Genomic DNA, 24,431 nt, shown 5'->3' on the forward strand with positions numbered 1-24,431 from the left:
TGGACAAGTAGCTCATGAGCTTGTTGGACAAGCGTACTGTCGGGCTACCCGACGAAAGCGAGCCCCCGTGTCCGACACCCTCTCCACCCACCACCTCACCGCCGAGACCATCACCCCCGCGGGCTTCGAGCCCTACGGCGTCGTGCTGACCCCGATGGAAGACGGCACGCCCTTCACCGCCGAGGAAGCCGTGCTCGACGTGTCGAACGGCATCCCCCGCTTCTACCTCATGCACCTCGACGACAAGTCGCCCGAGTTCGTGCGCGTCACCCGTCACCTCGAGACGACGCAGACGCTCATGGCCGTCGGCGATGTGGAGTGGACGATCGCCGTCGCCGCCCCCGGCCTCGACGCCCCCGCGCTCGACGACCTGCGGGCGTTCCGCATTCCGCCGCGCACGGCCATCACGATGCGCAAGGGCACCTGGCACGCGGGACCGTTCTTCGCCGACCCGAGCATGGACTTCGTCAACCTCGAGCTCGACGACACCAACGTCACCGACCACCACAACCACCGGCTCGACGACGCCTTCGGCGTGCGCGTCGTGATCGACGCGGAGTGACGGTGCTCACCCCGCTTCCCGACGCCCCCGCGCGTCTCGCGCGCCTCGAACGCGAGGCGGCGCACCAGTCCGCCCTGAGCGCCGGCGACGGGCGGCCCTGGGTGGGCGCGCGCGACGGAGTGCGCCCCGTCGTGATCGTGGGAGCCGGTCAAGCCGGGCTCGTGCTCGCGCGGGGCCTGCGGCGCCGCGGGATCGACGACGTGGTGGTCCTCGACGCCGCCCCCGCGGGCGCTGCGGGCCCCTGGACCACCTACGCGCGCATGCACACCCTGCGCACCCCCAAAGACATCGCCTGGCCGACGTGGGGCACCCCCGCGGTGAGCCCCCGCGCGTGGTTCGAAGCCGTATACGGCACGGCGGCGTGGGAGCAGATCGAGTACTTCCCCACCACGGCGTGGCAGGGATTCCTGCAGTGGTACCGCGAGGTCTCGGCGATCACCGTGGTGCCCGCCACCCACGTCACGGCGATCACCCCCACCGACGGTCCGCTCGACCTCGCGCTCGAGGGCCCCGACGGGACCTGGACGCTTTCGGCCCACCACGTCGTGCTCGCCACCGGAATCGAGGGAGCCGGCGGGCGGTCCATCCCGTCGCTGCTGCACGACCTTCCCGCGGATCGGGTGCGGCACACGCACGACGACATCGACTTCGCCGCCCTCGCGGGCCTGCGCATCGGCATCCTGGGTGCCGGCACGGGGGCGTTCGACAACGCCGCCACCGCCCTCGAGCACGGAGCCGCCCTCGTCGACGTGCACATGCGCCGCGCCGCGATGCCACAGGTCAGCCCGTACCGCTGGATGGAGTTCGCCGGACTCATCGAGAACTACGGCACCTTCACCGACGCGCAGAAATGGGCGTTCAACGTGCACCTGTCGGCCGTCGACCAGCCCGCCACGCAGAACGCCCTGTGGCGCGCGCACGCCTTCGACACGTTCCGCTTCCTCACCTCGTCGCCGTGGCAGGGCGTGGAGTGGACGGGCAGCGACATCGCGGTGACGACGCCGCACGGCATCCACCACTACGACGTCGTCCTGGCCGCGACCGGCATCGCCTCGGACCTCGCCCGACGACCCGAGCTGGCGAGAGTGGCCGCCGACGCCGTGCTCTGGAGCGAGCGACTCACCCCCGAGGCCGCGGCGCAGAACCCGGGGCTCGCCGCGTTCCCCTACCTCGACGACGACTTCGGGCTCGTCGACCGCGCGGGCGGGGAGGCGCTGTCGCGCATCCACATGTTCAACCACGGTGCGCGGATCAGCCAGGGCATGCTGAGCCACCAGATCCCCGGCCTCGTGGGCGGGGCGACGAAGCTGGCCGCCGCGCTCTCCCGCCGCCTGTTCGCGCGCGACTCCGCGAGCCTGCTGGCCGAGTACCTCGCGTACGACGTTCCCGTGGGCGTGCAGATCGGCCGACGCGCGCAACCCGCCGCCGCCGAGGCGCCGACGGCGGTAGCGTCGAGGGGGTGACGACCGAGACCCCCCTGATCGTGTCCGTGCCCACCGAACAGCTGCGCGACGATCTGCAGCCCCTGCCCGAGGGCGTCGAGCTCGTGCTGTGGGACATGACGGGGCCCGCTCCCCGTGAGCGGTTCGACCTGGTCGTGCCCCCGTACATGTCGATGGACGGCGTCATCGAGGCGTTGTCGAGCGTCGAGGTCGGTCTCGTGCAGGGCCAGTCGATCGGCTACGACAACGTCGAGGGACGCCTGCCGAAGGGCCTCGCCTTCGCGAACGCCTCCAGCGTGCACGAGACCGCGACCGCAGAGCTCGCCGTGACGCTGGCCCTGGCCGCGCAGCGGCGTCTGCCGGAGTTCGTGCGCGCCCAGGACCGCGCGGAGTGGATCGGCGGCGGCGCGACCGGTCTCGCCGACCAGCGCGTCACGCTCCTCGGATTCGGCGGGGTCGGCCGCGCCATTGCCGCGCGCCTCAAGCCCTTCGAGGTCGAGCTGCGCGCGGTCGCCTCGCACGGCCGGCTGCAGGACGACGTCGAGGTCTTCCCCCTCGGAAAGCTCGACGACGTGCTCGCCGAGACCGACATCCTCATCGCCTCACTCCCCGGCGGCGACCGCACCCGCCACATCCTCAACGACGCCGCCCTGTCGGCCCTGCCCGACGGCGCCCTCGTCGTCAACGTCGGCCGCGGTCCCCTCATCGACACCGACGCGCTCGTCGACCACGTGCGTCGCGGGCGCCTCCGCGCGGCGCTCGACGTGACCGACCCCGAGCCCCTTCCCGCGGATCACCCGCTCTGGGGCCTCGACGGCGTGCTCATCGCCCCGCACGTCGGAGGAGCCACGGATGCCATGCGCCCGCGCATCGCGCGACTCGTGCGCCGTCAGATCGAGCGCCTCCGCGCCGGCGAGGAACCGCTGAACGTCGTCATCGGCGGCTGAGAGCCGCCGCCGTCGGGCATCAGGCGGAGCGGCGCGGACGCATCGACCGGAGGGTCTGCGCGATGAGGCGGGCGTCGCCGCGGCCCCCCACCGCCATGATCGCCGCCGCTGCCACGAGCCACGCCGCTGCCAGGCAGACCAGGCGGAGCAGAGCGGGCCACGGCCCGAAGACCGCGAGGTCCAGGCCCCACGCGACGAGGGTCGCCCCGCCGCTCACCGCCAGGGGCACGAGGGACGCGCGCACGAGGACCCCGACCTCGAGGCCCGCGCGGGGGGCGAACACGAAGGTTCCCGACGCCCAGATGAGCACCTGGCCCACGACCACCCCCCAGGCGATCCCCGCGGGAGCCAGGGGCGCCAGCAGCACGATGAGGAGCACCATCGGCACGCGCCCGACGATCTCCGACAGGAAGAGAGCCCCGGAGCGTCCCAGAGCGGCGAACCCCCAGTAGTAGGCGTACGCCGTGGTCTGGAAGACCGTGCCCACGGCGAGGATCGGAAGGAACTGCATCGCGGGGAGCCAGTCGACGCCCAGCACCACGTCGATCAACGGCGCACCGCACACCACGAGCAGGCCCGTGACGGCGAGCAGCACGTGACTGACGAGCCGCTGCGCGCGCGCCAGCGCCTCGTTGAGGGCGGGAAGGCTGTCGGCGACGTGCGCCAATCGCGGCAGCACCACGCGCGTCAGCGGGGCGGCGACCTGCAGCAGCGGCAGCATCACCAGCTGGTACGCCCGCGAGTAGAACCCGACGATCGCCGACGGGTACCAGGCCCCCATGACGATCGTGTCGACGTTCGTCGTGACGTAGTGCGCCGCGTGGGTGGCGAGCGTCGACAGGCCGAAGGTGAGCAGCGACCCCATCTCGACGCGACGCGGGAGTCCGGGACGCCAGCCCGCCGCGGCGACGGCCCACCCGAGGGACACGACGGCCGCCACCGTGCCCTGCACGGCGAGAGCCAGATAACCCGAGCCGAGCAGCGCGAGCAGGATCGCGGCGACGATGCCCGCGGCATCCCCTCCCACTTCCGACGCGGCCAGGCGCGAGAACCTCTCCCGGCGATTCAGCTCGACCAGGAACTGGACCGCCGCGGCACGGAGGAGGTAGGCGGGTGCCGCGATGAGCACGACCCCGACCAGGCGACCGTCGCCGAACGCGGCGCCGATCGGAACGGCGACGGCCGCCACCAGCAGCGCCAGAACGGCCCCGATGCCGGTGTTGATCCAGAACAGGTTGCTCTTCTGCGCCTGGCTCAGCGACTTCTCGCGCAGGGCGGCGAGGCTGAGCCCGAAGTCGCCGAGCACCGACGCGATGCCGACGATCGCCAGTCCCAGGCTGACCACGCCGAAATCCGCCGGCCCGATCAGGCGTGCCAGCACGACGATGTTGGCGATCTGCAGGACGTACCGCAGCCATTGCGTCGACAGGAGCAGGGTCGCACCCCGGGCCCGTGCGCCCGAAGATCGTTCGGGCGTCACGTCTGTCGTCCTCCTCGGGTGCGCCGCGGGAGCCGCGCTCGAGCAGACTATTTTCGGCCGCGCGCTGCTCACCTCTCCGCCGCCCCTCGGGGGCTCGTTTTCACCCGGTCGGTCGCCCGTTGCACCCCGGTCCCCGCCGCGATGGAGCACCGCTCTCGCGCACCTAGCCTGTGCGGATGACCTCCCCCGCCGTCGCCGCGTCCGACCTCTCGGTACGCCCGGAGTCCGAGCCGGGCACACGGCGCGCAGCGCGACGACAGCGTCTGGCGACCGCGCCGCTCGCGGCACCGGCGCGCAGCACCGCGGCCCGCGTCGTCGCGTTCGGCCTGCTGCTGATGCTGTGGGCGGCCTCGATCGGCGGCACCATCGCGCAGACGCTGACGATGAGCCGCACGCAGGCGGCCGAGGGTCTGACGAGCGTGTACACGCAGGCGGTCGTCGACGCGGGGCACATCGCCCTGCTGCTTCCCGCGGCCGCCGCCGTCTTCGTGCTGATCTTCCGCGTCGTCTTCGTGCAGAACGACGTCTCGCCCCTGGTGCTCGTCGTCCTGCCGTGGGTGTGGATCGTGTTCAACGAGTTCGCGCGGGGAGGAGCCGTCACCGAGCAGATGCTGCTGCCGATCGGCGTCGCCGTGACCCTGTGGGCGATCCAGCCGCGTGTGTCGGACCTGCGGGCGTACGCCCTCGCCGCCGCGGGGTTGGCGGTGGTCTCGATGGTGCTGACGTCCAGCGCCCCCGCCCTCATGTACATGCCGCAGACGTTCGACGTGAACTCCGAGAAGTCGTTGACCGGGCTCCCGCTGTTGGCGGGCTTCTTCGGGCACCCCAACGGCTACGGCCTGTTCCTGGTGCTCGCCCTGCCGCTGACGCACCTCTTCTCGCGCTGGTATCTGCGCTGGACGACGGCCGCCGTGCTCCTCGTCGCCATCCTGTGGTCGGCGTCGCGCACGGCGTTGTTCGGGGTCGCGGTGTGGGCCGTGGTGCTGCTGGTGAGCATGCTGCTGGGCCGCGCGGGCAACCGGACCGTCGGCCGCGTGCTCGGCGCCCTGCTGCTCGTCCTGGTCGTCGTCGTCGTGGCCCTCCCCCTGATCACGACCGACCCCGAGGCGTTCACGAAACGCGGCGCGATCTGGCAGTTCAACCTGTCGCAGCTGTCGGGCGATCAGTGGCTCGTCGGGCTCGGCCACAGCTGGTACGTCGACCACTACGACCTGCTCAAGGCCGCTCTCTCCAGCGCCGCCAGCCACGGCCACAACGTCTTCGTGACGTACGTCGTCACGGGCGGCATCGTCCTCGTCGCGCTTCTCGCCGTCGTCCTCGCCGCCGCCGCCCGCGCGGCCCAGCGTCTTCCCCGCCGCGACCAGGTCGCGGCGAGCGTGTTCCTCTGCGTGCTCACGGCGGTGTCGATCACCGAGACGGCGTGGCGCGTCGAGGCGCCCGACACCCTGTTCGCGGCGATGGTGGTGCCGCTGTTCGTGATCGCCGTGCAGGCACGGGACCTGTCGCCCCTCGCCCGCCGAAGGGGTGACCGGACGGGTGAAACGCCCACTTTCACGATGCTCACCCGCCGGACGGCGTAAGCGGGACCCGCGGTCCTTCGGCGAGCGCCCCGCCCGCTGATCACACGACCCGCGGGAACGAAACCAGGGCCGTCAGGAGCGCCGCACCGCGGCGCGCAACCGCCGCAGGTTGGCCGAGGCCGGGGGCAGATCCCAGGTGAAAAGTGCCGCCACGGCGGCGTCGTCGATGCGTCGGCCCCGCTGGATCGCCCGACGCTCGCGCAGCTTGCGGGGCATCTTGACCGCGGCGATCCCGACGGCCTTCACGGCCGTGCCCCCCTGCCCGCGCAGCACGGCGCGCACGAACGTGAACGAGTACGAGAGCGCGAGGCGCGGGAACACCACCGGCAGGAAACGCGAGGGGACGTTCTTGGTCATGACCCAGAAGAGGTTCTTGAGCGTCTGGTGGGTGGTGAAGCCCGGGATGCGGCCGCTCGTCGCTCCGATCCGGTGGTAGGCGACGGCCCGGGGCGCGAGTTGCACGCGCCATCCCCGCAGCTGCGCCCGCCAGCTGAGGTCGATGTCTTCGAAATAGGCGAAGAAGTCCTCATCGAACAGTCCGACGTCGCGCAGCATCGCGGCGCGATAGAGGGTCGATCCGCCGCTGCCCCCGAAGATGTCGACCGCGTCGTCGTACGCGTCGAGGTCCTCTTCGTCGCGCCCCCGCGGGTAGGGCAGGCCCCAGGTCGAGTAGCACTCGCCGGTGCTGTCGATGCGGCGGCCGTCGAGGGTCACGAACTTGCTCGCCACCATGCCGAGATCATCCCCGCTGCGCATGACGGCGACGAGCTCGGCGAGCCAGGTCTTCTCGACCACGGCGTCGTTGTTGAGCAGCGCGATGTGCTCGTGGCCCCGGTGCAGGGCGTAGCGCAGACCGACGTTCACGCCTCCGGCGAAGCCGAGGTTCACGGGCTGCACGAGCAGGGTGACGCCGGGGTACGACGAGCGGATCATCTCGACCGATCCGTCCGTCGAGCCGTTCTCGACCACGATCACCTCCGCCGCCATGGTCTGCGCCCCGAGCGAGTCGAGGCACGCGGCGAGATCCTCCCGGCCGTTCCAGTTCGGGATGACGACCGCCGACGTCATCGCTCGTCCCCCCGTCCGAACAGGGCGTCCTCGAGTCGCGACGGATAAGTCTCGGCCGAGAAGACCGATCGCGCCCACTCCCTCGTCGCGGTGGCATCGCTCCAGGCCCGACGAGGATCGGCGAGGATCGCGAGGAGTGCGCGCGCGATCGCCTCGGTGTCGTCGGCGACCACGAGACCACCCGTCTCTCCCTCGCCGACCAGTCCTTCCGCGCCCACGGTCGTGGACACCACCGGGATTCCCCGCATCAACGCCTCCACGGTCTTGAACTTCAGCCCGGCGCCCATGCGCAGCGGGACGACGACGGCCGTGGCCGCCCGATAGGACGGGTCGAGCGACTCGACCTCGCCGGTCACCTCGAGCAGCGGGTCGGTCTGCGCCGCGGCGATCATGCGCGCCGTAGGCCCCGCGCCCGCGAGCACGAATCGCACATCGGCCCGCGCCGCCCGCACACGCGGGATGATCTCGTCGATCAGCCAGTCGGCCGCCTCGACGTTGACGTCGCGGAAGAACGCCCCCACGAACAGCACCGTCGGAACCCCGGCCGGCGGTCCGTCGGCGGTCGCCACCTCGCCGCCGTCCGGCGAGAACGGCGGCCGCAGGACCACGACGTCGTCGGCCGCGACCCCCAGGCGCCGCGCGTAGCCGGCGTCCTTGCCGCTGAAGACGACCACGGCATCCATGTCGCGGTACAGCCGCCCCTCGTCGCGCGCGACGCTCTGGTTTCGCCACCGGCCGAGCAGCCGCGCCGCCGTCCATCGACGCGTCGTGGCGAAGATCCGCTCGTAGGTCTGGACGATCAGGTCCTGCGCCACGACCACGCGACGGGCGCGCGGGCCGGTGGGAAGCGCCCGGGCGATCCATCCCATCTCGCTCCAGTGCGCTTCGACGAGGTCGGCGTGCGCCGCCGCGTCTCGCACGGTGCCCGCGCGGAGGATCGCCCGCCGGAACCGCAGCGGCGGCCGCACGGGGAACAGCCGGATCTGCTGCGTGTCGAGCCACGCCGCGAGACGGCCGGAGGAACGCGGCGGGCAGACCAGGACCGTGACGTCCATCGCCTCCCGCAGGCGCCGGGCTCCCTCGTCGTTGCCCCGCCAGTCGGGCGCGACCACGGTGACCTCGTGACCGAGGGCGCGCAGGCCCCGGAGGTGCGACAGCACGTACTGTCCGCCCGCGTGGGGGATGCCGGGGTACGGCACGTGGGCCATGAGACTGACGATCCGCACGGTTCTCCTCCGGTCCCGCTCTCGACGGGCGACCTCGGGCGCCCGGACGGGCGACGCGGGGAGAGACGGGTGTCCCGGGGAACGTACCAACCGGCTCGACGGCATCCCCCGCCGGTGGCGGCGACGGGCGGCTCCGGACGCGAACCTCACCCGTCGCCTCACCCCCAGCGCCTCCTCGCGGCTCGCGCCGACCGCCGAGAGCCTCGGCGCCGGAGGCGGTCATACTCGGCGGCGGACCCCGCCCGAGAAGAGGACTCCGTGCCCACATCCCCGCCGCACATCGTGATCGACGCCCGTTCGATGTTCACCTCCACCGGGCGCTACACGCGCAACCTCATCGCGCACCTCGAGCAGATCGACACCGCGCACCGCTACACGATCGTGCTCCCCCGCGACCGGTTCGACGACTGGACGCCGACCAGTCCGCTCTTCGAGAAGGTCGCCACCGAGACCCCGTACTTCTCGTGGCGCGAGCAGACCTCGTTCGGGCGCGAGCTCCGGGCGCTCCGCCCCGATCTGGTGCACTTCGCGATGCCGCAGCAGCCGCTCTACCTGGGCGCGCGCCGCGTGACGACCTTCCTCGACATGACGCTGCTGAAGGTGCGCAACCGCAAGAAGCACTGGGCCGTCTCTGCGGTGAAGCGCATCATCGGCGCGGGGGCGTTCGTGTTCACGGCGCACCGCTCCCGCGTGAACCTCGTCATCAGCGCGCACGGGGGCCGCGACCTCGTCGCCCACACCCGCGTGCGCGCGTCGAGCCTGTACGTCACCTCGCCCGCGGCCGATGTGATCGCGGATGCCGCGACCCCGGTCGAGACGCCGTTCCCGCGCTTTGTGCTGTACGTCGGCCGGCAGGAGCCGTACAAAAACCTCAAACGGCTCATCCGCGCGGTCGTGCACCTGCGCGACGCCGGCGAAGACATCGGCCTCGTCGTCGCCGGAAAGATCGACGACGACGGGGCGCGCCTGATCCGGGAACTCGACGAGCAGGAGCGGGGCGCCGTGCACTTCGCCGGTCTCGTCACCGACGCGCAGTTGCGCGGGCTGTACGAGGCGGCGGCGGTGTACGCGTTCCCGTCGTTCTTCGAGGGGTTCGGACTACCGGGGCTCGAGGCGATGCGCCACGGGTGCGCCGTGGTCAGCAGCGATGCGACGTGCCTGCCCGAGGTCTACGGCGACGCCGCGATCTACTTCGACCCCGCGAGCACCGCCGGGATGCGGGACGCCGTGGCCCGAGTCCTCACCGACCCCGCGCTCGCACAGACGCTGCGGGAGCGCGGGGTCGCGCGCGCCGAGATGTTCTCGTGGCGGTGGATGGCGACGCGCACGCTCGACGCCTACCGCGACGCCCTGGAGTCCTGAGCCCGAACGGCGGTGGCGACCGCGGGAGCGTCCAGGGTCACGGCATCCGGACCGTGAAGCCCGCCGCCCTCAGCCGCGGAAACCGCCGGGGTTCGACAGCAGGTCGGCGAAGGCGAGCTCGGCGGGGCCGACGAGCATGAGGCGCGAGCGCAGGTGCGCCCGTTCGAGGCGGATCGTGCGCCCCTCGGCTCCCAGGGGATGCACGCGCACGGCATCGGCCAGTCGTTCGCGGCTGACCGAGAGCAGGGCGCCGAGGTAGCCCGACAGAACGACCGTCTCGGGGCTGAAGGCGTTGACGAAGTTGGTCAGCGCGATCGAGAGCACCTCGACCTGGCGCGTCACCTCCGCCATCACGCGAGGGTTGCGGGCCACGCCCAGCTCGACGTCGAGTTCGTCTTCGTCGAGCTTGCGCCGACCCAGCAGGGGCTCGAGCAGATCGAGGCTCACCTCGGCCTCGAGGCATCCCCGGCGTCCGCACACGCAGGCGCGCCCACGGGGGTCGACGACGGTGTGCCCCAGCTCGCCGGCGTAGCCCGAGGTGCCGCGCAGAAGGGTGCCGTCGATGATGAGACCGCCGCCGATGCTGTGCATCGCCCCGCCCAGGTAGAGCAGGTTGCCGACACCGACGCCGACACCGAAGCGCGACTCGGCGAGAGCGCCGATGCTCGCGTCGTTGCCGGCGGCCACCGGCATGCCGAGTTCGTCGCTCAGGCGGGCCGACACGGGGTCGCGTTTCCATCCCAGGGTGGGCGAGACGAGCACCGAGCCGTTGGCATTGACGAGTCCGGGCACCGCGAGGCCCGCACCCACCACCCGGTAATGCCGATCGATGTCGGCGCGCATGGCCTCGACCGACGAGGCGACGATCTGCACGAACCGGCGCGGCGACGGCGGACTGGCCGTGTCGTGGCGCAGGCGCGCGTGCACCACCCCGCCCAGCCCGACCAGGGCGACGGTGACGGCGTGGGGTTCGGCCCGCACGCTGAGGGCGGCGACGTGGTCTTCGGGCTCGAGATCGAGGGTCGGGCGCCCGACCTTGCCGGTGCGCTCGGTGCTGGCCGCCTCGCGCACGAGGCCCAGCTCGGTGAGCTCCATGACCAGGCCCGTCACGGTGGAGCGGTTGAGTCCCGTCGTCGCGCCCAGCTGCGCGCGTGAGAGCGCTCCCCGAGAATGGAGCAACGACAGCACCGACGCGAGGTTCTGCTGGCGGATCAGGTCGTTGGTGGTACGACCGACCGGGGGTGCGAGCGGCGTTGCGGGCTCGAACACGGCAGGGGTCATGAGAGGGGCACCTCCCCCATCATCCCATCGCGCAGGAACGGACGGTACGCGCAGCCGTCGAGAAGGACGGGGGCGGGGCCGACGGCCGACGCCGCGGCCCCGGGACGCGGATGGGGAGCGGGCCCCGGGGCCACGCTCCCCATCCGGTCAGACACCGCCGTTGCGCCGCTTGTTGAAGATGTCGAACGCGACGGCCAGCAGCAGCACGATGCCCTTGATGGCCATCTGCCAGGCGGCGTCGACACTGAGGATCGACAGCCCCATGTTCAGCACGCCCATCACCAGTCCACCGACGACCGCACCGACCACGGTGCCGATGCCGCCCTGGACGGCGGCGCCACCGATGAAGACCGCGGCGATGGCATCCAGCTCGTAGTTCTGACCGGCGGACGCCACGGCGCTGCCGGCGCGCGCGGTGCTCACGACCGCCGCGAGACCGGCGAGCACGCCCATGTTGACGAAGATGAAGAAGTTGACCCACTTCGTCTTCACACCGCTCATCACGGCGGCGAACAGGTTGCCGCCCATCGCGTACACGTGGCGGCCGAAGGTCGTGCGGTTGAGCACGAACGTGTACGCCAGGACGAGCACCGCGAGGATGATCAGAACGATCGGCGTGCCGTTGTAGGTGGCGAGCGTCAGGGCGATCGCCATGATCGCGACCGCGGCGATGAGGTTCTTCAGCCAGAACGACCACGCGACCTCGCGGGGCAGCTCGAGGCGACGGAGCGTCGCGCGGGTGCGCAGCTGCTGGGCGATGAGCGCCACGACGGCGACGAGACCCAGCACGACGGTCAGCGAGTCCCAGTTGCCGACGTAGCCGAGCACCGGGGGCAGCCAGCCGGCACCGATGGCGGTGAAGCCGTCGGGCAGACCCGCGATCGTGCCGCCGGTGAGCAGCACCAGGGTGAGACCTCGGAACAACAGCATGCCCGCCAGGGTGACGATGAACGCCGGGATGCCGACGAACGCCACCCAGAAGCCCTGCCACGCCCCGACGACCGAGCCGACCGCGAGCGAGAGGATGACGGCGGCCCACCAGGGCAGCCCCCACGAGTTCATCGAGATCGCCGCGATCGCTCCGACCATGGCGACCACCGAGCCGACCGACAGGTCGATGTGCCCCGCGATGATCACCATCACCATGCCGATCGCGAGGATCAGCACGTAGGCGTTCTGCTGGATGAGGTTGTTGACGTTTCCGGGCATGAGCAGTCGGCCGCCGGTCAACACCTGGAACAGCACGATGATGATGACCAGGGCGGCGAGGATGCCGAACTGCCGGAAGTTGATGCGCGACAGGATGCCGCGGCGGCGCGGTCCCGGCTGCGTGGGCGCCTCGACCGTCTGGGTGGATGCGGTGGCCATGTCTTTCAGTTCCTTCCGGCGGTCATGTGCCGCATGAGGGTCTCCTGCGTGGCGTCGTCGCGGCTGACCTCTGCCGTGATGCGTCCCTCGGAGATCGTGTAGATGCGGTCGGAGAGGCCGATGACCTCGGGCAGCTCCGACGAGATGACGATGACGGCCTTACCCTGGGCCGCGAGTTCGTTGATGATGCCGTAGATCTCGTACTTCGCCCCGACGTCGATGCCGCGGGTCGGCTCGTCGAGGATCAGCACGTCGGGACCGGTGAACATCCACTTCGACAGCACGACCTTCTGCTGGTTCCCGCCGGACAGCCGTCCGGTGATCGCCGCGACGCTGGGGGCCTTGATGTTCATCTTGTAGCGGTACGAATCGGCGACCTTGTACTCGCGGTAGCGGTCGACCACGCCCAGGCGGGCGAGGCGCGAGAGGGCGGATGCCGAGACGTTGACCTGGATGTCGCCGATGAGGTTGAGACCGTACTTCTTGCGGTCCTCGGTGGCGTAGGCGATGCCGTGCTTGATGGCCGCGTCGACCGTGCGCACGTCGATCTGCTGGCCGTTCTTGTAGACCTCGCCCGAGATGCCCGTGCCGTACATGCGGCCGAAGATGCTCATGGCGAGCTCGGTGCGACCGGCGCCCATGAGGCCCGCGAAACCGACGATCTCGCCCGCGCGCACCATGAAAGAGGCGTCGTCGATGACCACGCGCTCGGTGTCGACCGGGTGGTGCACGGTCCAGTTCTCGACGCGGAAGAGTTCTTCGCCGATGTCGGGTTCGCGCGGCGGGAACAGGCTGTTCAGATCGCGGCCGACCATGGCGCGGATGATGCGCCCCTCGTCGGTGTCGGCGTCGGTGCGGTGCATCGTCTCGATGGTGCGGCCGTCGCGGATGATCGTGATGCGGTCCGAGATGCGCAGCACCTCCTTCAGCTTGTGGCTGATGATGATGCAGGTGATGCCCTGGTCGCGCAGCTGGTCGATCAGATCGAGCAGGTGGGCGGAGTCGTCGTCGTTCAGCGCGGCGGTGGGCTCGTCGAGGATGAGGAGCTTCACCTCTTTGGCCAGGGCCTTGGCGATCTCGACGAGCTGCTGCTTGCCGACGCCGATCTCGTAGATCTTGGTGGCGGGGTTCTCGCGCAGCCCCACGCGCTTGAGCAGCTCCGCGGCCGCGGTGTTCGTGGCGTTCCAGTCGATGACGCCGCGGCGGGCCTTCTCGTTGCCGAGGAAGATGTTCTCGGCGATCGAGAGGTAGGGGCTGAGCGCCAACTCCTGGTGGATGATGACGATGCCCGCGGCCTCGCTGTCGTTGATCGAGCGGAACGCCATCTGCTCACCCTCGAGGGTGATGCTCCCCTCGAAGCTGCCGGCCGGGTAGACCCCGCTGAGCACCTTCATGAGGGTGGACTTGCCGGCGCCGTTCTCGCCGCAGATGGCGTGCACCTCTCCGCGGTGCACGTCGATCGACACGTCGGCGAGAGCCGGAACCCCGTTGAAGGACTTCGAGATCCCCGCCATGCGCAGGATCGGTTCGGTCATGGTGTGTGTCGTCCCTTCACCGTCGCCGGGGGCGACGCAAAAGTGGGCCGCCGAAGCGACTCGTGTGATCGTCGCCGGAGGCGACCAATGCCCTTCACCGGGCGGTGAAGGATCGAGCGGCGGGGCGGGCTGAGCCGCCCCGCCGCGAGAAGAGGACGGGGCGGGCGAGCCCGCCCCGTCCGGGATCGATCAGAGTCCGACGTCGGACGCCTTCAGGAAGCCCGAGTCGATGAGCTTCGTCTGCACGTCGTCCTTGACGACGACCTCGGGGGTCAGCAGGTACGACGGGACGACCTTCTTGCCGTTGTCGTAGGTCTTCTCGTCGTTGACCTCGACGGTCTTGCCGTCCTTGATCTCCTGCACCATCGTGAACACGCGGTCGCCGAGGGCGCGGGTGTCCTTCCAGACCGTCATCGACTGCGCGCCGTCGAGGATCGCCTTGACGTTGGCCTTGTCGGCATCCTGACCCGTGATGATCGGGTAGTCGGCACCGGGGGTGTAGCCGGCCGACTTCAGCGACGCCTCGATACCGATGGCGAGGCTGTCGTTGGGCGAGAGCACCACGTTGACCTTCTTGCCGTCGCCGTAGAACGACGAGAGGCGGTTGTCCATCTCGGACTGCGCCTTGTCGGACGCCCAGCCCTGGATGCCGATCGACGCCCACGCGTCGTCGTTGGCGGGCGACTTGCCGCTGGGGACGACCAGCTGGCCCTTCTCGACGTACGGCTGCAGGACGTCCCACGCGCCGGCGAAGAAGAACTTGGCGTTGTTGTCGTCGGGGCTGCCGGCGAAGGGCTCGAGGTTGAAGGGGCCCTTGCCGTCCTTCAGGCCCAGCTGCTCTTCGATGTACTGGCCCTGCAGGGTGCCGACCTTGTAGTTGTCGAAGGTGGCGTAGTAGTCGACGTTCTCGCTGCCGTTGATCAGGCGGTCGTAGGCGATGACCGTGGCGTTCTGCGACTTGGCCTCCTGCAGCACCGGGCCGAGGGTCGAGCCGTCGATCGCGGCGATCACGAGGATCTTCGCGCCCCCCGAGATCTGGTTCTGGATCTGGCTGATCTGCTGGTCGGTCTTGTTGTCGGCGTACTGCAGGTCGACGGTGCACCCGGCGTCGGTGAGCTTCTTCTGCAGCTGCTCACCGTCGTTGATCCAGCGCTCGAGGCTGCGGGTCGGCATCGCGATGCCGACGTTGCACTCGGTCGAGCCACCGCCGGCGGCGTCGCCGCCTCCGTCGGCCGGACGGGTGGAGCTGCACGCTCCGAGACCGACGGCGAGTGCGGCGATAGCCGCACCGGTCAGGATTTTCTTCAGCATGTGATCTGCGTTCCTCTCTGAACAGCAGGGACCTCGTGGTCCGCACCCGCGCCCTCCCCGGCGTCGGATCGGGTACGTCGTCGTCCCGGCACTCTGGTCCGTCGAATTATGACGGCTCCGAAAAATTATCCATCGAGGGGGGATTTGTCTATAGGCACGTCAAAATTGCCCCCGCCCGTGATCAGACCGTGACTCAGCGCTCGTCGCGGTCGGCGCCCGACCAGAGATCGCCGCATTCGACGAGCTCCGCCTCTTGGGCGATCAGATACGGCCGCGCGCCGATATCGCCGCGCACCGACGCGCTCACGGCCGCCCAGTGCGCGCGCCCGATGAGCACGGGATGCCCCGGCTCGCCGGTGTACGCCGCCTGGGCGAGGGCATCGGGAGCCGCCCGCCGGACGAGGCGGGCGATCGCGGCCGGGACGACGCCGGGGGTGTCGACCGGCAGCACGACGACGGCGGATGCGGGTCCGGATGCCGCGGCCTCGAGGCCCGCGCGCAGCGACGCGGCCACCCCCGTCTGCCAGTCGGCGACGCGCACCACCGTCGCTTCGGCGGGCACCAGGAGGGCCGCCTCGTCGGCGGCCGCGCCCAGGACGACGAGGACGTCGCCGCACCCGCCCGCGCGCAGAGCCCACACGGCGAGCGCGATCCAGGGGACGCCGGCGGGGGTGCGGGCGAGGGCCTTGGGACCACCGAACCGGCGCCCGGCGCCCGCGGCGAGGACGAGTCCGCACGGGGGCACGAGGGGGTCGGCGGGCATGGTCACGACAGCGTAGCGTGCGCGAAACACGCCCCGACTACCGTCGCGTCCATGCTCGAACTGGCCGCCGACCTGGTGCCCCTGCTCGACGCGGGAGTGCCCGTCGCGGCGGTCACCGTGACCGCCGTCGTGCGCAGCGCACCGCGCGGGGTGGGGGCCACTCTCGCCGTGACCCGCGACGCCCGCGTGATCGGATCGATCTCGGGAGGCTGCGTCGAGAGCGACGCCGTGATGCTCGGGCTCGATGCCCTGCGCACCGGCACCGTGCGCCGCGCGCGGTTCGGCTTCGGCGACGACGGCACCGTCACCCCCATCGCGGCGGGGCTCGCCTGCGGGGGTGCGGTCGACGTCGTGGCGTACCGGATCGACGCGGACGCCACGCGCGCCGCCCTCGACGACGCCCGCACCGGCCGCGCGGCGACCCTGCGCCTCGACCTCGACGGCGAGGCCCTCGTACTGCACCGCCCGGCACCGCCCCGGCTCATCGTGCTGGGCGCGGGTGAGCACGCCGCGGCGCTCTGCCGACTGGGGGCCGCCGCCGGATTCGCGGTGACCGTGTGCGACGACTGGGCGCTGCTGGTGACGCGCGAACGCTTCCCCGACGCGACCGAGCTGGTCGTCGCGGCCCCCCACGACTACCTCGCCACCCTCGACGATCCCGACGCGCGCACGGCGGTCTGCGTGCTGACGCACGACGAACGGCTCGACGTGCCCGCTCTTCGCGCGGCGCTGCGTCTGCCCGTGGGGTTCGTGGGGGCGATGGGGGCGCGGGCCACCGTCGCGCGCCGCGCGAAGCTCCTGCGCGCGGCGGGGGTCACCGATGCCGAGCTCGCCCGCCTGCACTCCCCCCTGGGCCTCGACCTGGGCGGCGTCACCCCCGAAGAGACGGCGCTCTCGGTGATCGCCGAGATCGTGGCATCCCGCAACGCCGCCGACGCCCGTCCGCTGCGCGACCGGCGCGGCGCCCGCCTGCACGGGATGGACCTCGACGCATCGTGCGCGGTGAGGAGCGCATGAGCGTGCTCGTCGTGCGCGGCGCGGTCGCCGTCGTCGACGGGACGGGGCGCGTGCACACCGGCGACGTCGTGAGCGTCGACGGCACGATCGTCGCTTCGGCCGACCTGTCGGGGGCGACCGTGATCGACGCCACCGGGTGCGTCGTGACCGCCGGGCTGGTCAACGCGCACCACCACCTCCTGCAGACGGCGTTCCGCACGCTGCCCGGCACCCGCGGCATCCCCATGCGCGACTGGTTGCCGGCGATGGCCGCGGCGTACTCCGCCGCCGGCGTCGACCCCGAGCTCACCGGGCTCGCCGCGCGGGCGGGGCTCGCCGAAGCCCTGCTGAGCGGGGTGACCACGGTCGCCGACCACCACCTGACCTGGCCGAGCGGCGCCGACACCGTCGGCATGGCGCGCGCGGCGGCCGCCGCGGCCCGCGACCTCGGCGCCCGACTCGTGTTCGTGCGCGGTGCCGCGCGCGACGATCCCGCCGAGGCGGCGGCCTCGGCCGACGCGATCGTGCGCGCCCTCGTTCCCGGGGCGCCCGGCGGCATCAGCGCCGACGGTGCGCTGCAGGTCGCCGTGGGCCCGGCCGGAGTGCACAGCGATCCCCGTGAGACGTTCGACGCGCTCGGCGAGGTCGCCCGCGTGCACGGTCTGCGCCGCCGCACGCAGGCGAACGAGGTCGTCGACGTCGCCATCGCCCTCGAGCGCTACGGTGCCCGCCCGCTCGACCTTCTCGAGGAGTGGGGCTGGCTCGACACCGACGTGACCCTCGCCCACCTGTGCGACGTGTCGGACGACGAGATCGCCCGGATCGCGGCATCCGGGGCCTCCGCCACCCACGCACCCGGCTGCGACGTGCCGATGGGGTGGGGCGTCGCCCCCGTGCGACGACTGCTCGACGCCGGGATCTCCGTCGGGCTCGGCACGAGCGGCGGCGGGAGCAACGACGCGGGGCATCTGCTCGCCGACGCCCGACTGGCGATGCAGGTCTCGGCGCTCGTCGGGCCGCAGCTGCCCGCGGCAGAGGTGCTCGCGATGGCCACGGCCGGCTCGGCCGACGGGCTCGGCCGCCCCGAGCTCGGGCGGCTCACCCCGGGATCCGCGGCCGACCTGTGCCTGTGGGACGTCTCGGGGGTCGCCGACGCCGGAGTCGCGGATGCCGTGGCGGGACTGCTGTGGGCCGCACCCGGCCGGCGTCCGCGCGACGTCATCGTCGGCGGCCGTGTCGTCGTCGCCGGCGGCCGACTGGTCACCGCCGACGAGGACGAGGTCGTCGCCCGGCTGTTCGAGAGGGTGGGACGATGACGACCATGGCTCCCGCGATCCCCGCCGAGAAGACCCCCACCGGCGACGAACGGCTCGGCGCGCACCTGCGCGGACTGCGCAAAGCGCGCGGACTCACGCTGACGCAGCTGGCCGAGGCGGCGACGCTGTCGCACCCCTTCCTCAGCCAGCTCGAACGCGGTCTCGCCCGGCCCAGCATGGCGAGCCTCGAACGACTCGCGCGAGCGCTCGGCACCAGCCGGGTCGAACTCATCGCCGCCTCGGAGCCGCCCCGCCCCGACCACGACGCGCACCCCTCGTTCGTCGGCGCCGACGAGGGCGTGATCGGCCCCTACGCGGAAGGCACCGCGCGTCTGCTCGCGGAGGGCCCCCGACGCTTCGAACCCCTCGAGTTCACCGGCGCCAACCCCGACCCGGGAGACCACTACGTGCACGACGAGGACGAGTTCCTCACCGTGCTCGAAGGGTCGGTGGTGATCTCGTTCGGGGACTTCGGCGAGCGCACCCTGTGGGTCGGCGACTCGGTCTACTGCCGCTCGGGGACCCCGCACCGGTGGCACTCGCCGGGCGGGCTGCCGTATCGGTTGCTCATCGTGAAGGAACTCGTGCACGGCGGCGGTGTCGACGACACCGCAGAAGGAGAGTCATGACCGGAGGCGTCAGCTTCGAAGCCGTCGTCCGCGCCCGTCGCGATGCGGCGGAGGGCGTGGTCGTGCTCGACCTGGAGCGCACGGGTGGCACGCTGCCGCACTGGTCGCCCGGAGCGCACATCGACGTCGTGCTGCCCGACGGCATCGAGCGGCAGTACTCGCTCTGCGGATCGCCGAGCGAGCGGGGCACCTGGCGCATCGGAGTGCTCCGCGAACGCGAGGGCTCGGTGTGGCTGCACGAGAACGCGCACGTCGGTGCACCGCTTCGCGTGCGCGGTCCCGCCAACCACTTCTTGTTCGCCCCCACCGCCGGCCGCGCGTACGTGTTCGTCGCCGGGGGCATCGGCATCACCCCGATCGTCCCGATGATCGAGGCAGCCGAGACCGCCGGGGCGTCCTGGACGCTGCTGTACGCCGGCCGGTCGCGGCGCACCATGGCCTTCGTCGACGAGTTGGTCGCGCAGTACGGTGACCGCGTCGAGGTGTACGCCGCCGACGAGGGACGCCGGCTCGACCTCGCGGAGTACTTCGGCACCCCCGTCTCACGCACCGTCGTCTACTCGTGCGGACCCGCGCGCCTTCTGGAGTCCCTGGATGCCGCGATGGCGGGGTGGCCGCGCGGGAGCCTGCACGTCGAGCGGTTCGAGGCGAAGGTGCTCGGCCCGCCGGTGTGGGCCGAGCCGTTCGAGGTCGACCTGATGATGTCGGGCCTCACCGTGACCGTGCCCCCGGAGCGATCGATCCTCGACGTGGTGGAGGAGCACGGCGCGGTCGTCCCCTCGAGCTGTCGGGTGGGCACGTGCGGCACCTGCGAGGTCGCCGTCGTCGACGGCGAGGTGGAGCATCGCGACTCCGTCCTCTCGCCGGAGGAACAGGATGCCAACCGGTCGATGATGGTGTGCGTGTCACGGGCGGCGTGCGGGCGGATCACGCTGGAGCTGTAGGAGCAGGACGGGCATTCGCCGCGGCCGACGGGGCTGCGCGCAAGGTTTGTCACGAGGGTCACGCCCAGGAAATACAGCGGAAACGCGCGGTTCCTAGCATCGGAACATCGCCGGATGTTGGTCACACCAACACTGGCCGGCCACTCCCGGTGGCCCGCCCCGATGCCGTGGCCCCTGTCTCGAAGTCTGTCTGCCCGACTCCCCGGAGGACCCCGTGTCTGCCGTTCCACCCGTCTCGATCGCCGCGCTGCGCGGCGTGCGCCTGACCTCGGGCGCCGTCGTCGACATCGCGCTCGACGGCGACGAGGTGCTCGCGGTCGTGCCGGCCGGAAGCCCCCTGCCCGACACCGACGGCGAGACGCTCGACCTCACCGGCTACCTCGTCACCGCGGCGGGCGCCGAGCCGCACGCCCACCTCGACAAGTCGCAGTCGTGGGACGCCATCCAGCCCCCGTTCGGCGACCTCGTGCGCGCCATCGAGAGCTGGCAGGCCTTCGCCGTCACCCTCGACGAAGACGAGACGCTCGGCCGGGCCCGGTCGACGGCGCTGCGGATGCTGGCATCCGGGATCACGTCGATCCGCACCCACGTCGATCTGCTGCACGGCTCCGACCCCCTCATCGGCGTGCGGGCCCTGGTGCGCCTGCGCGACGAGCTCGAGGGCCTGATGGACATCGAGCTCGTCGCCCTCGGCGGCCCCACCGTGCCCGACGCGGTGTTCGACGCCGCGCTCGACGCGGGCGTCGACCTCGTCGGCGGAGCGCCCCACCTCGCCGACGACCCCCTCGCCGACCTCGAGCGCCTCATCGCCCTCGCGCGTCGCCGCGACGTGGGCCTCGACCTGCACACCGACGAGAGCCTCGCCGGAGCCGACACCCTCGCCGCGTACGCCCGCGCCGTCACCGGGTGGCACCGCACCCGCACGGCCGGTCACTGCGTCCGCCTGAGCATGATGCCCGCCGCCGACCTCGCTCTGCTCGCCGACGAGATCCGCACCGCCGACATCGGCGTGATCGCCCTGCCGATCACCAACCTGTACCTGCAGGGATGGGATGCCGCGCACGCGGTGCCCCGCGGGATCGCGCCCCTCGGGCGCCTGCGCGCAGCCGGCGTGCGCGTCGCGGCCGGTGCCGACAACGTGCGCGACCCCTTCAACCCCGTGGGACGCTGCGACCACCTCGAGACCGCTTCGCTGCTCGTCTCGGCCGGCCACCTGGCACCCGAGGCGGCGATGGATGCCGTCACGACCGGTGCCCGCGACGTGATGGGCCTGCCCGTCGCCGGTCCCGTGCCGGGCGCCCGCGCCGACCTCGTCGCCGTGCGCGCCGACTCGCTCGGCGACGCCGTCGCCTTCGCGTCGGCCGACCGCGTCGTCCTGCACCGCGGCCGACTCGTCAGCCGCACCACCGTCTCGACCGAGACCGCGGCATCCGTCGCCCTGCCCGTCCGAACCCGCTCCGCCGCACCCGCGACGGCGTCGTAACCCGCCCCCAACGGAAAGTGAGCGCCCCCGTGACCTTGGCCTCTCCCGCCCCGGCATCCGTCGCGGATCCCACCGCGCCGATCCTGGACTTTCGCAACGTCGCCCTGACGTTCCCCAACGGCACGACCGCCCTCTCCGGCGTCGACCTCACCGTCCATCCCGGTGAGTTCGTCAGCGTCGTCGGCCCCTCGGGCTGCGGCAAGTCGACTCTGCTGCGCATCGCCTCGGGCCTCGAAACGGCCAGCGAAGGCACCGCGACCGTCAACACCGACCGCATCGGCTACGTCTTCCAGGACGCGACCCTGCTGCCCTGGCGCGACGTGCAGTCGAACGTCGAACTGCTCGCCGAGCTCAACTGGCAGCCCAAGCGCGTGCGCGTGCCGAAGGCCAAGTGGGCCATCGACCTCGTCGGCTTGAACGGCTTCGAGAAGCACCTGCCGAAGCAGATGTCGGGGGGTATGAAGATGCGAACCTCGCTCGCGCGCTCCCTGACCCTCGACCCCGAACTGTTCCTGTTCGACGAGCCGTTCGGCGCACTCGACGAGATCACCCGCGAACGCCTGAACGACGAGCTCATCAAGATCTTCGTCGCGCAGAAGTTCGGCGGTCTCTTCATCACCCACTCGGTCTCCGAGGCCATCTACCTCTCCACCAAGGTCGTCGTGATGTCGGGGCGACCCGGACACCTCGTCGACACCTTCGAGATCCCCTTCGACATGCCGCGCGACCCCGAGATCCGCTACACCGCGGAGTACGCGAAGCTCGTCGGCGAGGTCTCCCACGCCCTTCGGGAAGGACACTCATGAGCACCACTTCTGCAGAGCCGGTCGCCGTCGAGTCGCCCGCGCCCACGGCATCCACTCCTCCACCCACGCCACCGCGTCCGCGCGCGACCGGCGCCCGTCGCGGGTTCGGGGCTCGCATCGCCGTCATCGCGCCGCCGTTCGCGGTGCTGGTGGTGCTGCTCGGCGTCTGGTACGCCATCTCGATCGGGCTCAGCGCCTCGGGCAAGGGCTTCCTCATGCCCATGCCCCACGAGATGTTCACCCTCGGCTTCTTCGACCCGCAGGTGGGCGCCGACATCTGGATCGCACTCTTCCGAACGACCGGCGTCGCCCTCACCGGACTGATCGTCGCCATGGTCCTCGGCATCGGCTGGGCGATCGCGATGTCGCTCGCCCGCTGGGTCGAGCGCTCCACCTACGCGTACGCCGTGATGCTGCAGTGCATCCCGATCCTCGCGCTCGTGCCCCTGGTCGGATTCTGGTTCGGCTACGAATTCCTCGCCCGCGTCATCGTCTGCGTGCTGATCGCCCTGTTCCCGATGGTCTCGAACACGCTGTTCGGCCTGCAGTCGGTCGACAAGTCCCAGCGCGAGCTGTTCCGCCTGCAGAAGGCCAACAAGTGGACGGTGCTCACCAAGCTCACCCTCCCGGCCGCGCTCCCCTCGATGTTCGTCGGAATGCGCACCTCGGCCGGCCTCTCGGTCGTCGGCGCGATCGTCGGCGACTACTTCTTCCGACGCGGCGAGCCCGGTATCGGCTCGCTCATCGCCAACTACCAGTCGCGTCTGCAGAGCGCCGAGCTGTTCGCCGCCATCCTCGCCGCGTGCCTGCTCGGAGTCGCACTCTTCGTCTTCTTCGGCTGGCTCTCGAAGGCGGCCGTCGGCCGCTGGTACGACAGCACGCTCTGACCGACTCCCCGCATTCCGGATGCCACGGCTCCCCACTCCGCAACGGGTGGGGAGCGGCATCCGGCGTACCCGAAAACCCGCACTCGAACACCCGCACCCGAACACCCGCACCCGAGAGCTCCACCCGTCACAGAAAGCGAACCAGCATGCAGCGCTCCACCCTTCTTCGCGGCACCGCCGTCACCGGCGCCTTCGCGATCGCCCTCACCCTCACCTCCTGCGCCGGTAGCGCCGGGGAGCAGGCCGCCCCCGCCACCGACATGCCCATCGGGGCCGTCGACCTCTCGGCCGACTGCCCCTCGACCGTCGTCGTGCAGACCGACTGGAACCCCGAAGCCGAGCACGGTCACCTCTACGAGATGATCAAGGACGACTACACGATCGACGCCAACACCAAGGCCGTCACCGGCCCGCTGATGTCGGACGGCGAGTACACCGGCGTCAACCTCGAGATCCGCGCCGGCGGTCCCGCGATCGGCTTCCAGACGGTCTCGGCCCAGATGTACCAGGACGACAAGATCACCCTCGGCTACATCAGCACCGACGAGGCGATCCAGCTGTCGGCCACCACGCCCACCAAGGCCGTCTTCGCTCCCCTCGACATCAGCCCCACCATGGTCATGTGGGACCCCGCCACCTACCCGGACGTCAAGACGATCGACGACGTCAAGGGCGCGCTGTCGTCGAACGGCGGCGTGTGGCGCTACTTCGACGGCTCGGCCTACATCGAGTACCTCAAGAGCGCCGGCCTGGCCGACGCTTCGATCCTCGACGGCTCGTACGACGGGACGCCCTCGAACTTCGTCGCCGCCGGCGGCAAGGACATGCAGCAGGGCTTCGCCTCGGCCGAGCCGTACGTCTACCAGAACGAGGTCTCGGCCTGGGGCAAGCCGGTCGACTTCGCCCTCATCCACGACGCCGGATGGCAGACGTACCAGTCGTCGGTGTCGGTGAAGTCCGACAAGTTCGACGAGCTGTCCCCGTGCCTGTCGAAGCTCGTCCCCGTGCTGCAGAAGGCCGGCGTCGAGTACTACAAGGACCCCTCGGCGGCGAACGACCTCGTGCTGAAGCTCGTCGACGAGTACGCCACCGGCTGGACCTACACGCAGGGCGTCGCCGACTACTCCGTCAAGACCCAGGTCGACCTGGGCCTGGTGGGCAACGGTCCCGACTCCACCTACGGCAACTTCGACGACACCCGCTTCGCGGACTTCTACACCAAGGCCAGCAAGGTCTACTCCGACCTCGGCACCCCGCCCGCCGCGGGTGAGACCGCGGAGGACCTGTACACGAACGAGTTCATCGACACCTCGATCTCGTTCTGACCGCCCCGGCCCGGTCCGCTTCGCGCGGGCCGGGCCGTTCGGTCGGGTCGCCCCGGTCCCCGAGCTCGCCGACGGGACCGCGACCACTTCCTCCCCCACACCCCCGGCATCCCTTCCGCC

At 71.3% G+C, this 24,431-nt stretch carries 21 protein-coding genes; 13 read left to right on the top strand and 8 right to left on the bottom strand.

Annotated features, from left to right (window positions below; all coding sequences use genetic code 11):
* Positions 1–67 precede the first annotated feature (67 nt).
* Genes IFU40_RS16700 through IFU40_RS00605 form a run of 3 tightly spaced genes read left to right on the top strand, consistent with a single transcriptional unit; the run spans position 68 to position 2,951 of the window.
* Positions 68–562 carry an ureidoglycolate lyase gene (locus IFU40_RS16700; protein ID WP_070408722.1) on the top strand — a complete coding sequence of 165 codons (495 nt, stop codon included), beginning with the start codon at positions 68–70 and terminating at the stop codon, positions 560–562.
* Entirely contained in the window at positions 559–2,025 is a 1,467-nt protein-coding gene (locus IFU40_RS00600; RefSeq protein ID WP_191925023.1) for an FAD-dependent oxidoreductase, read from the top strand. The genes IFU40_RS16700 and IFU40_RS00600 overlap by 4 nt, the downstream gene beginning before the upstream one ends.
* Positions 2,022–2,951: a 2-hydroxyacid dehydrogenase gene (locus IFU40_RS00605; protein ID WP_342343449.1), complete on the top strand. Its 930-nt coding sequence runs from the start codon at positions 2,022–2,024 to the stop codon at positions 2,949–2,951. Before IFU40_RS00600 ends, IFU40_RS00605 begins: the two co-directional genes overlap by 4 nt.
* A 19-nt stretch (positions 2,952–2,970) precedes the next feature.
* Here the strand turns inward: IFU40_RS00605 and IFU40_RS00610 are convergent, their stop codons facing one another.
* Positions 2,971–4,431 (bottom strand): oligosaccharide flippase family protein, encoded by a 1,461-nt coding sequence (locus IFU40_RS00610; RefSeq protein WP_191925024.1) that lies wholly within the window; start codon positions 4,429–4,431, stop codon positions 2,971–2,973.
* Positions 4,432–4,607: 176 nt separating this feature from the next.
* Between IFU40_RS00610 and IFU40_RS00615 the strand changes: the two genes are divergently transcribed.
* Positions 4,608–6,011 (top strand): hypothetical protein, encoded by a 1,404-nt coding sequence (locus IFU40_RS00615; RefSeq protein WP_191925025.1) that lies wholly within the window; start codon positions 4,608–4,610, stop codon positions 6,009–6,011.
* A 72-nt stretch (positions 6,012–6,083) separates the two neighbouring features.
* Here the strand turns inward: IFU40_RS00615 and IFU40_RS00620 are convergent, their stop codons facing one another.
* A complete protein-coding gene (locus IFU40_RS00620; protein ID WP_191925026.1) occupies positions 6,084–7,079 on the bottom strand; it encodes a glycosyltransferase family 2 protein in 996 nt (331 codons plus the stop codon).
* On the bottom strand, positions 7,076–8,305 hold the full coding sequence (locus tag IFU40_RS00625) for a glycosyltransferase (RefSeq protein WP_191925027.1): 1,230 nt from the start codon (positions 8,303–8,305) through the stop codon (positions 7,076–7,078). Before IFU40_RS00625 ends, IFU40_RS00620 begins: the two co-directional genes overlap by 4 nt.
* Before the next feature lie 258 nt (positions 8,306–8,563).
* Between IFU40_RS00625 and IFU40_RS00630 the strand changes: the two genes are divergently transcribed.
* Complete coding sequence (locus tag IFU40_RS00630; RefSeq protein WP_191925028.1) at positions 8,564–9,667, top strand: glycosyltransferase; 1,104 nt, start codon at positions 8,564–8,566, stop codon at positions 9,665–9,667.
* Between the two features lie 69 nt (positions 9,668–9,736).
* Here the strand turns inward: IFU40_RS00630 and IFU40_RS00635 are convergent, their stop codons facing one another.
* The 5 genes from IFU40_RS00635 to IFU40_RS00655 form a co-directional block, all read right to left on the bottom strand.
* Positions 9,737–10,948, bottom strand: coding sequence for an ROK family protein (locus tag IFU40_RS00635; protein WP_055831988.1), 1,212 nt, complete (start codon positions 10,946–10,948; stop codon positions 9,737–9,739).
* A 147-nt stretch (positions 10,949–11,095) separates the two neighbouring features.
* A complete protein-coding gene (mmsB, locus tag IFU40_RS00640) occupies positions 11,096–12,316 on the bottom strand; it encodes a multiple monosaccharide ABC transporter permease (RefSeq protein ID WP_191925029.1) in 1,221 nt (406 codons plus the stop codon).
* Between the two features lie 5 nt (positions 12,317–12,321).
* Entirely contained in the window at positions 12,322–13,851 is a 1,530-nt protein-coding gene (gene mmsA, locus IFU40_RS00645) for a multiple monosaccharide ABC transporter ATP-binding protein (protein WP_055831992.1), read from the bottom strand.
* Between the two features lie 189 nt (positions 13,852–14,040).
* Positions 14,041–15,162: a multiple monosaccharide ABC transporter substrate-binding protein gene (gene chvE, locus IFU40_RS00650; protein WP_055831994.1), complete on the bottom strand. Its 1,122-nt coding sequence runs from the start codon at positions 15,160–15,162 to the stop codon at positions 14,041–14,043.
* Between the two features lie 193 nt (positions 15,163–15,355).
* Positions 15,356–15,925: a nucleotidyltransferase family protein gene (locus IFU40_RS00655; protein ID WP_191925030.1), complete on the bottom strand. Its 570-nt coding sequence runs from the start codon at positions 15,923–15,925 to the stop codon at positions 15,356–15,358.
* Between the two features lie 51 nt (positions 15,926–15,976).
* Between IFU40_RS00655 and IFU40_RS00660 the strand changes: the two genes are divergently transcribed.
* The 8 genes from IFU40_RS00660 (at position 15,977) to IFU40_RS00695 (ending at position 24,311) form a co-directional block, all read left to right on the top strand.
* A complete protein-coding gene (locus IFU40_RS00660; RefSeq protein WP_055831996.1) occupies positions 15,977–16,942 on the top strand; it encodes an XdhC family protein in 966 nt (321 codons plus the stop codon).
* A complete protein-coding gene (locus tag IFU40_RS00665; RefSeq protein WP_191925031.1) occupies positions 16,939–18,237 on the top strand; it encodes an amidohydrolase family protein in 1,299 nt (432 codons plus the stop codon). Before IFU40_RS00660 ends, IFU40_RS00665 begins: the two co-directional genes overlap by 4 nt.
* Positions 18,234–18,866, top strand: coding sequence for an XRE family transcriptional regulator (locus IFU40_RS00670; RefSeq protein WP_055831998.1), 633 nt, complete (start codon positions 18,234–18,236; stop codon positions 18,864–18,866). The genes IFU40_RS00665 and IFU40_RS00670 overlap by 4 nt, the downstream gene beginning before the upstream one ends.
* Positions 18,863–19,810, top strand: coding sequence for a PDR/VanB family oxidoreductase (locus IFU40_RS00675; RefSeq protein ID WP_191925032.1), 948 nt, complete (start codon positions 18,863–18,865; stop codon positions 19,808–19,810). Before IFU40_RS00670 ends, IFU40_RS00675 begins: the two co-directional genes overlap by 4 nt.
* A 214-nt stretch (positions 19,811–20,024) precedes the next feature.
* Positions 20,025–21,293: an amidohydrolase family protein gene (locus IFU40_RS00680; RefSeq protein WP_191925033.1), complete on the top strand. Its 1,269-nt coding sequence runs from the start codon at positions 20,025–20,027 to the stop codon at positions 21,291–21,293.
* Between the two features lie 29 nt (positions 21,294–21,322).
* Positions 21,323–22,099 (top strand): ABC transporter ATP-binding protein, encoded by a 777-nt coding sequence (locus IFU40_RS00685; RefSeq protein WP_055832004.1) that lies wholly within the window; start codon positions 21,323–21,325, stop codon positions 22,097–22,099.
* Positions 22,096–22,986 (top strand): ABC transporter permease, encoded by an 891-nt coding sequence (locus IFU40_RS00690; RefSeq protein WP_055935482.1) that lies wholly within the window; start codon positions 22,096–22,098, stop codon positions 22,984–22,986. Before IFU40_RS00685 ends, IFU40_RS00690 begins: the two co-directional genes overlap by 4 nt.
* Before the next feature lie 146 nt (positions 22,987–23,132).
* Complete coding sequence (locus IFU40_RS00695) at positions 23,133–24,311, top strand: ABC transporter substrate-binding protein (RefSeq protein WP_191925034.1); 1,179 nt, start codon at positions 23,133–23,135, stop codon at positions 24,309–24,311.
* Positions 24,312–24,431 lie beyond the last annotated feature (120 nt).

This window comes from Microbacterium sp. CFBP 13617 (genome assembly GCF_014839445.1).
Taxonomy (GTDB): Bacteria; Actinomycetota; Actinomycetes; order Actinomycetales; family Microbacteriaceae; genus Microbacterium.

Bases quoted from the DNA above. Each gene is read 5' to 3' on its own strand.
- IFU40_RS00615 (WP_191925025.1), top strand. From the start codon at position 4,608: ATGACCTCCCCCGCCGTCGCCGCGTCCGACCTCTCGGTACGCCCGGAG.
- IFU40_RS00620 (WP_191925026.1), bottom strand. From the start codon at position 7,079: ATGACGTCGGCGGTCGTCATCCCGAACTGGAACGGCCGGGAGGATCTC.
- IFU40_RS00635 (WP_055831988.1), bottom strand. From the start codon at position 10,948: ATGACCCCTGCCGTGTTCGAGCCCGCAACGCCGCTCGCACCCCCGGTC.
- mmsB (WP_191925029.1), bottom strand. From the start codon at position 12,316: ATGGCCACCGCATCCACCCAGACGGTCGAGGCGCCCACGCAGCCGGGA.
- mmsA (WP_055831992.1), bottom strand. From the start codon at position 13,851: ATGACCGAACCGATCCTGCGCATGGCGGGGATCTCGAAGTCCTTCAAC.
- chvE (WP_055831994.1), bottom strand. From the start codon at position 15,162: ATGCTGAAGAAAATCCTGACCGGTGCGGCTATCGCCGCACTCGCCGTC.
- IFU40_RS00655 (WP_191925030.1), bottom strand. From the start codon at position 15,925: ATGCCCGCCGACCCCCTCGTGCCCCCGTGCGGACTCGTCCTCGCCGCG.
- IFU40_RS00660 (WP_055831996.1), top strand. From the start codon at position 15,977: ATGCTCGAACTGGCCGCCGACCTGGTGCCCCTGCTCGACGCGGGAGTG.
- IFU40_RS00665 (WP_191925031.1), top strand. From the start codon at position 16,939: ATGAGCGTGCTCGTCGTGCGCGGCGCGGTCGCCGTCGTCGACGGGACG.
- IFU40_RS00670 (WP_055831998.1), top strand. From the start codon at position 18,234: ATGACGACCATGGCTCCCGCGATCCCCGCCGAGAAGACCCCCACCGGC.
- IFU40_RS00675 (WP_191925032.1), top strand. From the start codon at position 18,863: ATGACCGGAGGCGTCAGCTTCGAAGCCGTCGTCCGCGCCCGTCGCGAT.
- IFU40_RS00690 (WP_055935482.1), top strand. From the start codon at position 22,096: ATGAGCACCACTTCTGCAGAGCCGGTCGCCGTCGAGTCGCCCGCGCCC.
- IFU40_RS00695 (WP_191925034.1), top strand. From the start codon at position 23,133: ATGCAGCGCTCCACCCTTCTTCGCGGCACCGCCGTCACCGGCGCCTTC.